The organism is Mesorhizobium sp. M1B.F.Ca.ET.045.04.1.1 (genome assembly GCF_003952465.1).
Lineage (GTDB): Bacteria > Pseudomonadota > Alphaproteobacteria > Rhizobiales > Rhizobiaceae > Mesorhizobium > Mesorhizobium shonense.
Genome location: NZ_CP034448.1, coordinates 7,075,170 through 7,087,620, shown reverse-complemented (window position 1 = coordinate 7,087,620; position 12,451 = coordinate 7,075,170). Strand labels below are relative to the sequence as shown.

11 protein-coding genes and 1 pseudogene are annotated in these 12,451 nt (G+C 64.9%); 5 read left to right on the top strand and 7 right to left on the bottom strand.

What is annotated here, in order from left to right:
• Positions 1-6 precede the first annotated feature (6 nt).
• Positions 7-408 (top strand): DUF1127 domain-containing protein, encoded by a 402-nt coding sequence (locus tag EJ071_RS40310; protein WP_348628121.1) that lies wholly within the window; start codon positions 7-9, stop codon positions 406-408.
• 162 nt (positions 409-570) lie between these two features.
• Here the strand turns inward: EJ071_RS40310 and EJ071_RS35040 are convergent.
• The 4 genes and pseudogenes from EJ071_RS35040 to EJ071_RS35020 all read right to left on the bottom strand — a co-directional run bounded on the left by EJ071_RS35040 (position 571) and on the right by EJ071_RS35020 (position 5,049).
• Positions 571-1,607: pseudogene (locus tag EJ071_RS35040) on the bottom strand (DUF937 domain-containing protein).
• 102 nt (positions 1,608-1,709) lie between these two features.
• Complete coding sequence (locus EJ071_RS35035) at positions 1,710-3,083, bottom strand: glutamate--cysteine ligase (RefSeq protein ID WP_126101930.1); 1,374 nt, start codon at positions 3,081-3,083, stop codon at positions 1,710-1,712.
• 537 nt (positions 3,084-3,620) lie between these two features.
• Positions 3,621-4,355: a 16S rRNA (uracil(1498)-N(3))-methyltransferase gene (locus EJ071_RS35025; protein ID WP_126101929.1), complete on the bottom strand. Its 735-nt coding sequence runs from the start codon at positions 4,353-4,355 to the stop codon at positions 3,621-3,623.
• A 31-nt stretch (positions 4,356-4,386) separates the two neighbouring features.
• Positions 4,387-5,049 (bottom strand): hypothetical protein, encoded by a 663-nt coding sequence (locus EJ071_RS35020; protein ID WP_126101928.1) that lies wholly within the window; start codon positions 5,047-5,049, stop codon positions 4,387-4,389.
• An 86-nt stretch (positions 5,050-5,135) separates the two neighbouring features.
• Between EJ071_RS35020 and EJ071_RS35015 the strand changes: the two genes are divergently transcribed.
• Positions 5,136-5,834, top strand: coding sequence for a type 1 glutamine amidotransferase (locus tag EJ071_RS35015; RefSeq protein ID WP_126101927.1), 699 nt, complete (start codon positions 5,136-5,138; stop codon positions 5,832-5,834).
• 295 nt (positions 5,835-6,129) lie between these two features.
• A complete protein-coding gene (locus EJ071_RS40155; RefSeq protein ID WP_275955501.1) occupies positions 6,130-6,261 on the top strand; it encodes a hypothetical protein in 132 nt (43 codons plus the stop codon).
• A gap of 52 nt (positions 6,262-6,313) precedes the next feature.
• On the opposite strand, the gene EJ071_RS35005 is transcribed toward EJ071_RS40155, so the two are convergent.
• Genes EJ071_RS35005 through EJ071_RS34995 form a run of 3 tightly spaced genes read right to left on the bottom strand, consistent with a single transcriptional unit; the run spans position 6,314 to position 9,107 of the window.
• Positions 6,314-7,084: a metallophosphoesterase gene (locus EJ071_RS35005; RefSeq protein WP_126101926.1), complete on the bottom strand. Its 771-nt coding sequence runs from the start codon at positions 7,082-7,084 to the stop codon at positions 6,314-6,316.
• Between the two features lie 60 nt (positions 7,085-7,144).
• Positions 7,145-8,281 (bottom strand): alpha-hydroxy acid oxidase, encoded by a 1,137-nt coding sequence (locus EJ071_RS35000; protein WP_126101925.1) that lies wholly within the window; start codon positions 8,279-8,281, stop codon positions 7,145-7,147.
• Between the two features lie 22 nt (positions 8,282-8,303).
• Positions 8,304-9,107, bottom strand: coding sequence for an FCD domain-containing protein (locus EJ071_RS34995; protein WP_126101924.1), 804 nt, complete (start codon positions 9,105-9,107; stop codon positions 8,304-8,306).
• A gap of 214 nt (positions 9,108-9,321) precedes the next feature.
• Between EJ071_RS34995 and EJ071_RS34990 the strand changes: the two genes are divergently transcribed.
• A complete protein-coding gene (locus EJ071_RS34990) occupies positions 9,322-10,644 on the top strand; it encodes a DUF3422 family protein (RefSeq protein ID WP_126101923.1) in 1,323 nt (440 codons plus the stop codon).
• 286 nt (positions 10,645-10,930) lie between these two features.
• Positions 10,931-12,427 (top strand): FAD-linked oxidase C-terminal domain-containing protein, encoded by a 1,497-nt coding sequence (locus EJ071_RS34985; RefSeq protein ID WP_126101922.1) that lies wholly within the window; start codon positions 10,931-10,933, stop codon positions 12,425-12,427.
• Positions 12,428-12,451: the final 24 nt, after the last annotated feature.

Here is a 12,451-nt window from a genome sequence, read left to right as displayed (position 1 = left end):
CGATCGATGGCAAATTGGCAACATCCACATGAAGGCATGTGTATCGAGACCGGAACGGCGCTCCTCCCAAGGCGCCGATTGATTGGTTTCGTCCGCTCTGTCCCCGAAGGAGACTGCCATGACCACGTTCGAATTCGCCACCCAGACCCCGCGCATCACCACGCGTCCGGCTGTTGCGACGCGTGTGCTCAATGCGGTCGCCGATACCTATCGCGCCTGGAAAATCGCCGCGCCTTCTATCGCCTCGGCGAGATGTCGGATGCCGAGCTTGCCGATATCGGGCTCACCCGCGCCGACCTCCACGTCGCCGTCGCGGTGCCCTTCGGCCGCGACCCGACGGCGAAGCTGCGCGCCATCGCCAGCGACCGCGCCGACACGGTCGAGGATATCGCGCGCAAGGTGGCCTGATCGGCTGCGCTGACTGCATTTTCGGTCGCCTTTGAACCCTTTGAAGGCTCGGCGCGACCAAGCTTCATGCAGGCTCCCACACTCCCAGCCGGTTCCCCGCCGGCCTGCCTGCACATTGCCCGGTTCCCCTCCAGGACCGGGCATTTTTCTTTTGGGGCGTCCCTACCGCCGATCCATGCCGCGCTTGAACTGGTCGAAGATGCTCTCCATCCCCTCTGATACTCGTCGCGCTGCTGCGCGCCGGTCTCGAACATCCTGCCGAAAATGTCGTCGAACGGGTTTCGCGGCCGGCCGCTCGGATTGGTCTGCGGCTGCGGCGGCTGACTCTGTTGGGGTTGGCGCTGCTGCGGCTGTTGCGGCGCCGGCTGCCCGCCCGGCAAGCCCAGTCCGCCGCCTTGGCGCAGCATCTCCTCAAAAATCTTGCCGAGCGGACTGTCGCCATAAGGGTTTTGCGTCTGCGTCGGCTGCGTTTGCTGCTGCCGGCCCTGCGGCTGCTGCGCGCCGCCGCCGAACATGTCCTGCAGCACCTTGCCGAGCGGGTTGTCGCCGTAAGGGTTCGGCGCCTGCTGCGGCTGGCTTTGCGGTTGCTGCGCGCCACCGCCGAACATGTCCTGCAGGACCTTGCCGAGCGGGTTGTCGCCATAAGGATTGGGCGCCTGTTGCGGCGCCTGACGCGGCTGCGGCGCCTGCACGCCGCCTCCCGCCTGGCGCATCATCTCCTCGATGATCTCGCCGAGCGGATTGCCGCCGCCGCCGAAGCCGCCGGCGGCTTGCATCTGGTTGTTGGTCTGTTTGAACAGCCCGCCCATCATCATCGATGCCATGGCGGGCAGCATCTGCTGCAGCACCTGCTGGCTGAGCCCGGTCGCCTGTGCGGCCTGGGCAGCGACGGCGCGCGACAGGTCCTTCGAGCCGAACAGATGGCCCAAAATGCCGTTGCCTTCATCGACGCCTTGCGGCGAGAAGGCCCGGGTCGCGTCCTCGAAATATTTGGCGTGCTGGCCGCTCGCCATCGCTGTCATGAAGGCGCCCATCCCGTAAGGATCGGCGGTGTTGCGCTGGAGCCCTTGCGAGAAGGCGGGCAGCAGTGCCTGCACCGCGGCCTGCGCCTGCTGTTGCGAGAGGCCGAATTGCTGGGCCAGCGCCTGCATGCCGCTGCCGTTCTGGGCTTGTGCAAAGATATCGAACAGGGAAGGCATCGGATTCTCCTCCGGGAATATCCTAGTCGGAGAAACCTAGTTCGTTTCCATTCCTGATTGAAGCAGCTTTTGCCGCGCCACCGTCAAGCGGATGCCGGACGGTTAATAGGCATATTCCATGAACACCGGCTCGATCGAGCCGCCCCAGCGCGTGTGGTAGGCCGACAGCATCTCCTCGGCGCTGGTGGTGCCGCGCGCCACGACTTCGTCGAGCGTGTTGAGGAACGAGGTCTCGTCATAGCCGTCGCGGTTCTTCTTGCAGCGGTTCTTCAGCCCCATCCGCGCAATGGCGAGCACGTCGCGGGCAACCTCGCGCAAGGTGGCGTTGCGGAACGGCGCCGAAATGCCGTGCTCCGGCACCGCGTTGCGCATCGCCAGTGCTTCCTCGTAGGTCCAACTCGATGTCAGCGTCTCGGCCGCATCCAGCGCTTGCTCGTCATAGAGCAAACCGACCCAGAAAGCCGGCAGGGCGCAGATGCGCCGCCACGGCCCGCCATCGGCGCCGCGCATTTCGAGGAAGCGCTTCAGCCGCACATCCGGGAAGAGGGTCGACAGATGGTTTGCCCAGTCGCCCATTGTCGGCAGCCCATCAGGCACTTGCGCGCGCGCGGCCCCCGCCATGAATTGGCGGAACGTATAGCGCGTCATGTCGTGATACTGCCCGTCGCGGATGACGAAATACATCGGCACGTCGAGCGCCCATTCGACATAGTCGGCAAAGCCGAAATCCGGCGCGAAGCAGAACTCCAGCATGCCCGAGCGCTGGTTGTCGGTGTCGCGCCAGATGTCGCCGCGCCAGCTCTGCAGCCCATTCGGATGGCTCTCGGTGAAAGGCGAATTGGCGAACAGCGCCGTCGACAGCGGCTGCAGCTTCAGCGACACCTGCATCTTGCGGCGCATGTCGGTCTCGCTCTCGAAGTCGAGGTTAACCTGGATCGTGCAGGTGCGGTACATCATGTCGAGGCCCTTCGATCCGACCTTCGGCATGTAGCGGGTCATGATCTCGTAGCGCGACTTCGGCATTTTCGGCGTTTCGGCGAGCGACCATTTCGGGCTGCCGCCGAGGCCGAGGAAGCGGATGCCCAGCGGCTCGGCGATCTCGCGCACCTGCGCCAGATGCGCGTTGCCCTCGCGGCAGGTCTGATGGATCGATTCCAGCGGGGCGCCGGAGAGTTCGAACTGCCCGCCCGGTTCCAGCGAGATCGCGCCCTGGCCGGTCGGCTCGACCAGGCCGATGATGCGGCCGGCATCCATGATTGGATCCCAGCCGAGCTTTTCCTGCATGCCTTCGAGGATGGCGCGGATGCCGCGCTCGCCGCCATAGGGCACCGGCGCGTTGCCGTCGACATAGAAGGGGAATTTCTCGTGCTCGGTGCCGATCCGCCATTTGTCGCGCGGCTTGTTGCCCGCGGCCAGGTAGCCGACGAGTTCGTCGATGCCTTCGATGGGACTGGTATCGGTTGTGTCGCGCGCCATGAGAAAGCCCTCCCGCCGCATGACCCCGAAAATCGGCTTCGATTTTCGGAAAGGATCATGCGGCCAAACCAAAGTGCTACAGCGTCCTTTACGCGTCCGAAAGGACGCGCGGCGCTGTAGGAGGTCAGCCGACCGCCGGGCGCTAGATGGACGAAATGTCAGTAGCCGATCAAGCGAAAAATCCTGAGCCACCGCTCAACTGGATTTGATATGCATGGCTTCTGCCCCGGGCAATCGCTTCAGGTCACCCTCTCATTTTCCGAGTGCCGGCGCCGCCCCTCACCTGCCTGCCGGCATCCTCTCCCCGTATAGTGACGGGGAGAGGGCGCTGTCGTTGCCGGTTTCGCCAATTGCCAGCATTGCAGAAAAGGCGCCGAGGGTGCGGACAGCCCCTTCTCCCCGTCACTATACGGGGAGAAGTGCCCGGCAGGGCGATGAGGGGCAGCGCTGACCTCGATAATTGGCGATCTCAAGTTGGAAACGTCGTGCGGTCCTTCTCTTCTCACTATGCGCACGTTGGCGGACAAGAAGGATCCTTCACCAGTCGCCGATCGTCGCCTGCATCACCGCAAGGGCTGCCACCGCAGCCGTATCGGCACGCAGGATGCGCGGCCCGAGCGGGATGGCGGTGACGAAGGGCAGGGCTCTCAGCATCTTGCGCTCGTCATCGGAAAAGCCGCCTTCCGGCCCGACCAGCAGCGCGAGTTTTTTCTCCCGCACCTTCTGCAGGGCCGGCAGCGGGTTGTTGGTCGAGGCGTCCTCGTCGCAGAAGATCAGCCGCCGTTCCTTGTCCCAGCCGCCGAGCAGCCGCTCCAGTTTTTCGGCCTCTCGTACGTCCGGCACGGCCAGGATGCCGCATTGCTCGGCCGCCTCGACAACGTTGGCGCGCAGCCGCTCGATGCCGGGCTTTGCCACTTGTGTGTGCTGGCTGATGACCGGCTGCAGGATGCCTGCGCCCATCTCCACCGCCTTCTGCACCAGATAGTCGAGCCGGCCTTGCTTCAGCGGTGCGAAGCAATAGACCAGATCGGGCAGCGGCGGCTGCGGCCGCTGGAGCGAAAGCACCTTGAGCCGGACCGCCTTCTTGGATCTGGCGGCGATCGAAGCCGACCATTCGCCGTCGCGGCCGTTGAAGAGAAGAAGCTCCGCGCCTTCGCCGAGCCGCAGCACATGCGCGAGGTAATGGCTCTGCTGCTGTCCCGCCTCGAATTCGAGGCCCGGCCCAAGATCGTCCGGCACGAACAGCCGCTGCATTTTGTAATTGGCGCGCATCGCCGAGCAATGGGCGAGGCGCGGGGTGGCGTCAAGTATCGGCGGAGGGATGCCAGACCGGCGCGTAGCCTTGCCCCAGCACTGAAACGCTCGTGGCAGGCGTGAGTAGCCGCAGAGACCGCCCCGCTAGGTGGTCGAAGACTATGGGAGCGGCATAGCCTGCGAACGACCATTCGAATGCTTTGCCAGCGCGTAAAGCGTAGACGGTGTCGCCGTCAGCGACCATTGTTCCATCGGGCAAGCCACCGAACTCAGCGACGGACACGGCTGGCGGCCGCCCGCCCGAAGCCAGTCGTTCCTTGTGCAGCCGCTTGTCGACCATCGGTGCGCGGGGCGCGGCAATGTCGAACGCCTCGCCGAAGCGCCGCACGAAATCGCTCGCCCGTTCGCGGCGGCAGAAGAAGCAGGGCCGGTGGCCGGCGGCCAGCGCCGTCACCTCGTCGAGGAAGAACAGCTCGGTCCAGCCCGCCTTTCCACCCAATTGGTCGTCACTTTGGCGGTTGCGACCCATCGGCTCGCGCCGCACGTTGCGAAACTCGCAGGCGCAGATGATCCAGGCCGACAAGGCCCAGCGCTTCCTCAGAAGCGTCTTCGTTGCGGGATCGTGGATGATGCCGCGATTGCCCATGAACAGGCCGCGCTCGGGCACGGCGTGGATGGCGCCGAACGGATCGACCCGGTTCTGCAGTGGCATAGCTTTCTCTCCGGCGCGCAGCTTGGCTGAAATAGAGGCGGCATGATATCGCTCGCCCCAGCATTTTCATGTCAGCAGGATTTCCGATGCGGGTGCTGGTGGTCCAGAACTACGACAATACCGGCCTCGGCCAGGTCGGCGCCGCGCTTGCCGAGGCCGGCGCCGAGCTCGACCTGCGCCGCCCCTACCAGGGCGACCCGCTGCCGCGGGACGCGAACGGTCACGATGCCTTGGTGTTGCTGGGCGGCGGGCAGAATGCGCTGGCCGACCATGACTATCCCTATTTTCCAGCCCTGCTCGAACTGACGCGCGATTTCGCCGGCAAGGACCGGTCGGTGCTCGGCATCTGCCTGGGCGGCCAGCTCCTCGCCCGCGCCTTCGGGGCCGAGAACCATATCGGCAGGGCGGTTGAATTCGGCTGGCACGGCGTGTCGCTGACGGCGGAAGCCAAGGCCGATCCGGTGCTCGGCGCCTTGCCGGAAAAATTCCCGATCTTTCAATGGCACGACGATACGTTCGACCTGCCTGAGGAGGCCGTACGGCTTGCCGGCAACGATGTCGCCCAGAACCAGGCCTTTCGCATCGGCCGCGCCGTCTACGGCTTCCAGTTCCATTTCGAGGCGGACCGCCCGCTGGTGCGCGACTGGAGCACCTCCTTCGCGACGCTGATCGCCGATCGTCATCCCGACTGGGCCGGCAAGCTCGATGACGAGATGGCTCGCAACGGGCCCGATGCCGACGCCGCGGGGCTCGCCATTGCCCGCGCCTGGGTGGCGACGATCTGATCGTCTCGCCGACCGCTTCGCCAAGCGTGACATAATTGGCACGCGACGGCGGTTCCGCCTGGGGAAAACCTGCTTCGTCCTTGGCCTGTGCTCGCTCGCCATCCTAGAAGGCGCGCGCTCTGTATCGTCCGTGCAACCGCGATGAACCTCTTGTGTGATCCAAGCGACACACCGGCGATACAGAATCTGCCTAGAAGCGCGAAATCGTCGAAACATTGAGACGCATTTTATCGTTTCAACGCATTGGTAACCGCCTCGTGCACAGATGCAGAAAGCTCAACCAGAGATGACGTCCGTGAAAGCAGCGCTTTTGTCCTTTGTCATGCTGTCTGCCATAGTCGTGTGCGGCCTCGGCATTTATTCCGCCGACGCGGCCAACAATCATCAGGCCGTTGACGGCTACGGCGTCACCGCCGCGCTTCGCTAAGGCCTGATCCTTTCCGAGAAACGGAAAGCCGATCCCACAGTCGGGATCATGGCTAGAACGCTTTTCCCTGCACGGCCAGGATACGCTTGTCGCCGCCATTGATGGCCAGCGCGCTCAGCGTTCCCGATTGCCAGGCGAGCGTGTCGACATTGACGCGGTTGGCCATCACCTCGGCCTCCGGCACGGGTGTATGCCCGTGCACGATCACCTTCGGGTAAAGGCCGGGGTGATCGTGGAAGGCATCGCGGATCCAGATCAGATCTTGCGGGCTCTGGCTTTCGAGCGGAATGCCGGGCCTGACGCCGGCATGACAGAAGAAGAAATCGCCGAAGGCCGCCGAAAAGGACAGCGACTTCAGAAAGTCGATATGAGCTTGCGGCACCGCTTCGACCAGTGCCGCGTGCCCGTGCGCCAGCACCTCGTCCGGCCTGCCGAACCAGCTGCTGCCTGTCGAAAGCTTCACGCCGTATGACGCCGCGGTCTGGACCCCGCCATAGCGCATGAACAGCCCGTCCGGGTCCGGACGGTCGAGAAAATCGAGGAAGCCGATGTCGTGGTTGCCGGCAAGCATCACGTTGCGCGGATCCCGTTCTCGGGCCTCGATCAGGAAATCGATGACGCTTTTGGAGTCCGGTCCGCGGTCGACATAGTCGCCAAGATGGATGACGCGCCAGTCGGACGATGACGAATATTCGAGTTCGCTCTCGATCCGGCGGTGCATGGCGGCGAGAAGATCGTGGCGGCCATGCACGTCGCCAATCGCATAGACCCGCAAGCCTTCCGGCCCGCGCGCGTCGAGATAGTGGATGCCGGTCTCGGTCAAGGCTTACGTCTTCCCGTGTCGATCATCACGGGAAACTAGGGCGGATCGGTGAATAAGGCCCTAGCGCCGCAGCTGGTCCTTGCCCATGTCGGTTACCAGACGCTTACCGCACAGCGCCAGCGTGATGTCCATTTCCTTGCGGATGATCTCCAGCGCCTTCGTGACGCCTGCCTTGCCCATCGCACCGAGTCCGTAAAGGAACGGCCGGCCGATATAGGTGCCCTTGGCGCCGAGGCAGAGCGCCTTGAGCACGTCCTGACCAGAGCGGATGCCGCCATCCATATGCACCTCGATTTTGTCGCCGACCGCATCGGCGATCTCTTCCAGCACTGAGATCGACGACGCGGCGCTGTCGAGCTGCCGTCCGCCATGGTTGGAGACGATGATCGCGTCCGCGCCGGTCTGGGCTGCCATCAGCGCGTCTTCCTTGTCGAGAATGCCCTTCAGGATCAGCTTGCCGCCCCAACGCTCCTTGATCCAGGCGACGTCCTTCCAGGACAGCTGCGGGTCGAACTGCTCCGTCGTCCAGGACGACAGCGAAGAGACGTCGCCGACGCCCTTGGCGTGGCCGACGATGTTGCGGAAGGTTCGGCGCGGCGTGCCGGCGATGCCCAGGCACCAGCGCGGCTTGCTGGCCAGGTCGACGATGTTGGCGAGCGTCATCTTGGGCGGCGCCGACAGCCCGTTGCGGATATCCTTGTGGCGCTGGCCGAGGATCTGCAAATCGAGTGTCAGCACCAGTGCCGAGCATTTCGCCGCCTTGGCGCGATCGATCAGGTTCAGCACGAAATCCTTGTCGCGCAGCACATAGAGCTGGAACCAGAACGGCTTGCTTGTCACCGAGGCGACGTCCTCGATCGAGCAGATGCTCATCGTCGACAGCGTGAACGGCACGCCGAACTCTTCCGCGGCCTGCGCCGCCAGCATCTCGCCATCGGCATGCTGCATGCCGGTCAGTCCGGTCGGGGCCAGCGCCACCGGCATCGCCACTTTCTGGCCGATCATGGTCGATTCCAGCGAGCGGTTGCTCATGTCGACCAGAACGCGCTGGCGGAATTTGATCTTGCCGAAATCCTCCTCGTTGGCCCTGTAGGTGCTCTCTGTCCAGGCGCCGGAATCGGCGTAGTCGAAGAACATCTTCGGCACCTTGCGGCGCGCCAGATCCTTGAGGTCGGCGATGGTGAGGATGTCGCTCATGGTGGTCCCCGCTGATCGATGCTTAGGAGCGTTTGCGTGTGTGTTCGATGTCGCCGGCTTCCGAGCGCTGCCTTAGCCTCAGCCGTGAGACACGCTGCCAGTCGCCGCTGCGCTCGGCTTCCGCCATGGAGCGCTCGACATAGGTGATGTGGTCCATCGCCGCCTTGCGCGCCGCGATCGGGTCTGCGGCCTTGATCGCGGCGTGGATGGCCCGGTGCTGCTGAAGCAGCGCCTCGCGGGCGCCGGGAACGGTGAACACCAGGAGCCGGTTCTGGAACACACCCTCGGAGAGCAGCCGGTAGCAGGAGCGCAGCGTGTGCAAAAGGATGATGTTGTGCGCGCATTCGCAGACCGCGTGATGGAACTCGACGTCGATTTCCGCTTCGTCGTCGAAATCGCCGGTCCGGTGCGCCTCGTCCATGCGCGCCATGATGCGGTCGAGCAGCGCCAGATCCTCCGGCGTCGCGCGCCGCGCCGCATATTCGGCCGCCACCGCCTCGATCTCACGCCGGTATTCCAGATAGTCGGTCACCGCCTTGCGGTGCGTGGAGATGAGATCGGTCACCGGCCTGGTGAAAAGCTGGCCGATGACGTCGGCGACATGCGTGCCGCCGCCTGGCCTGGTCGTCAGCAGCCCGCGTCCCTCCAGCGCTTTCAGCGCATCGCGCAGGATCGGCCGCGACACGTCGAACTGGCGCGCCAGCTCGCGCTCGCCCGGCAGCCGGTCGCCGGTGCGCAGCACGCCTTCGAGGATCAGGTTCTCGATCTGCTGCACCACCTCGTCGGCGGTGCGCGAATGCTCGATCCTGGAGAAGATATCGCTCAACGGAGGGGTGCCTGGGAACGGGGACGGATGTCGCGCAGATTAAAGCCTCTGTCGCCAACTGGTCAAATTATTTATCCAATTCGCCGGATCCGGTCGGTTCCAGCGCGGCGCCCTTGCATCGGCGGCTGCTAAAATTTGCTGTTTACGTGCCTTGCCGATTGCCGCAGGGAGAACGCCATTGCACGAAGGGTGGTCGAAACCAGGGGGACCAGACGTGTCGGACGAGACGTCCAATCTCGAATTCCAGTCGCGCGCCCAGGGCAGTGTCATGGGCTTTCCGGCGCATGAGGGCCGCCCCGGCGCATTGGGCGAAGTCCATGCGCGGCCGCATCCGCTCGTCGAGAAGCCGCGCGTGCTCATCCAGCTTTCCTTCATGACCGAGGGCGGCTCCGGCGTCGACCATGCCGTGCTGTCGGAATTGTCGCGGCGCCTTGGCATTGCGGCCCCCGAGCGTTACGCCCGCCATCACGCCATGAAGTGGGGCAAGGGCACGCTGCGCTGGGAACGGCATACGGAATTTTCCACCTATCTGTGGGAGGGGCCGCTTGCCGAAAACGGCCGCGGCCAGGAGGATTCTCCCTTCGGCAACGGTTTTTCGCCGCCGGGAACCGTGATTTCCGGCATCCGGCTCGAAATCCGCAAATGGACGCAGGCGAGCGAGAAGCTGATCGCCGGCTTCGATCCGACCAGCCTCTGCTATTCGCTGGTCGAGCGCGGTGCCGCGGCCATCGTCACCGATTTCCGCCAGGACGGCGATGGGCTGACCCGCATGCTGGTTCTCGATCGCGGCCTGACGCCGGCCAGCACCGGTGCCTTGTCGCAGCGGCTGATCGACATCGAGACCTACCGCACCCTTGCCATGCTTGGCCTGCCACTGGCGCTGACGCTGTCCGGCCGCGCCCGCCGCATCGAGGACCGGCTGGCCCAGACGACGCTGGAAATGAAGGCGGCCGAGACCCGCGACAGCCAGACGCTGCTCGCCGACCTCACCGGGCTCGCCGCCGAACTCGAGGCCGATGCCGCCTCCAGCCTCTACCGTTTCGGCGCCAGCCGCGCCTATGACGGCATCGTCACCGAGAGGCTAGGGGCGCTGGAGGAGGAGCCGGTGCAGGGCTACGACACCTGGGCTGGCTTCCTGCAGCGGCGCATGGCGCCGGCCATGCGCACCTGCCGCTCGGTCGAGGAGCGGCAGGCCAACCTGTCGCGAAAACTCACCCGCGCCACCACTTTGCTGCGCACCTGGGTCGATGTCGACGTCGAGAAGCAGAACCGCGACCTGCTCGCCTCGATGAACAACCGCGCCCGGCTGCAACTGCGCCTGCAGCAGACCGTCGAAGGCCTCTCGGTCGCCGCCGTCTCCTACTATGTCGTCGGCCTCATCGGCTATGTCGCCAAGGGCGCCTCGGTCTTCGGCCATGCCTTTGCGCCGGAAATCGTCACCGCGGCCTCCGTGCCGGTCGCCATCCTGCTCGTCTGGTGGGGCGTGCGCCGCGTGCGGCGCATGCACTCCGAGCCGGCAAAGTACCCCGGCGAATAAAGCCATCTCCCCCCTTGAGGGGGAGATGGCCGGCAGGCCAGAGGGGGTCGTCTCACATAGAGCGCCGACGCTTGCGGGGCTACGGGAAGCTGGCGCTTCACGCGCGGCGACCCCCTCTGTCGCCTTCGGCGACATCTCCCCCTCAAGGGGGGAGAAAGCCAGCGGCAGATTGCCGCTGCGGAACCCTGGCCATCGTTCGCCATCCCATTCCGACCAAAGCAGCGTTTGCAAGGATTGGCCCTGGCTGGTAAAAGATTTTGACCAGTCAAGCCAGATGAGGCTGCCCATGTCCGGCCTTGCCATGCCTAAGCCAGACGCCGAGACGATGCGCCGGCGCGCCGAGATCGTCGCCGACATGCGCATCATCGTGCCGGGCGAGGGCGTCGTCGATGCGGCCAACGAAATGCGCGCCTTCGAAACCGACGGCCTCACCGCTTACCGGCAATCGCCGCTGGTCGTGGTGCTGCCGGAAACTGTGGCGCAGGTCTCGCGCGTTTTGAAGTATTGCAACGAGCGCAACATCCGAGTCGTGCCGCGCGGCTCCGGCACCTCGCTCTCCGGCGGCGCGCTGCCGCTCGAGGATGCCGTGCTGCTGGTGATGAGCCGCTTCAACCGCATCCTCGCAATCGACTATCCCAACCGCGTCGTCGTCGCCCAGCCGGGCGTCACCAATCTCGGCATCACCACCGCCGTCGAGCAGGAGGGTTTCTATTACGCCCCCGATCCATCCTCCCAGATCGCCTGCTCGATCGGCGGCAATGTCGCGGAGAATTCCGGCGGCGTGCACTGCCTGAAATATGGGCTCACCGCCAACAACGTGCTCGGCATCGAGATGGTGCTGATGAATGGCGAGGTGGTGCGGCTCGGCGGCAGCCATCTCGACCAGGAGGGTTATGACCTGCTCGGCGTCATGACCGGCTCCGAAGGCCTGCTCGGCGTCGTCAGCGAGGTCACGGTGCGCATCCTGAAGAAGCCGGAGACGGCGCGCGCGCTTTTGATCGGCTTCCCGACCAGCGAACAGGGCGGCCAGTGCGTCGCCGACATCATCGGCGCCGGCATCATCCCGGGCGGCATGGAGATGATGGACCGGCCGGCGATCCACGCCGCGGAGGATTTCGTCCATGCCGGCTATCCGCTCGATGTCGAGGCGCTGCTCATCGTCGAGCTCGACGGGCCGAGCGTCGAGGTCGACCACCTGATCGGCCTCGTCGAGGCGATCGCCTACAGGAACGGCTCGACCACCTGCCGCATCTCGCAATCGGAAGAGGAGCGGCTGAGTTTTTGGGCCGGTCGCAAGGCGGCGTTCCCGGCGGTAGGTCGCATCTCGCCCGACTACTACTGCATGGACGGCACCATCCCGCGCAAGGAACTGCCGCGGGTGCTCGCCGGCATGCGCGACCTTTCCGAGAAATACGGGCTCGCCGTCGCCAATGTCTTTCACGCCGGCGACGGCAATCTGCATCCGCTGATCCTCTACGACGCCAACGTGCCGGGCGAGCTCGACAAGGCGGAGAACTTCGGCGCCGACATCCTGCGGCTTTGCGTCGAGGTCGGCGGCGTGCTCACCGGCGAGCATGGCGTCGGCATCGAGAAGCGCGACCTGATGCCCGAAATGTTCAACCAGATCGACCTCGACCAGCAGATGCGCGTCAAATGCGCCTTCGACCCCAACCATCTGCTCAACCCCGGAAAAGTCTTCCCGCAGCTTCGCCGCTGCGCCGAGCTGGGGCGCATGCATGTGCACCGCGGACAGGTGGCGTTTCCGGACATTCCGAGGTTTTGAGTGGATACGCTGGCGCTTGAACAG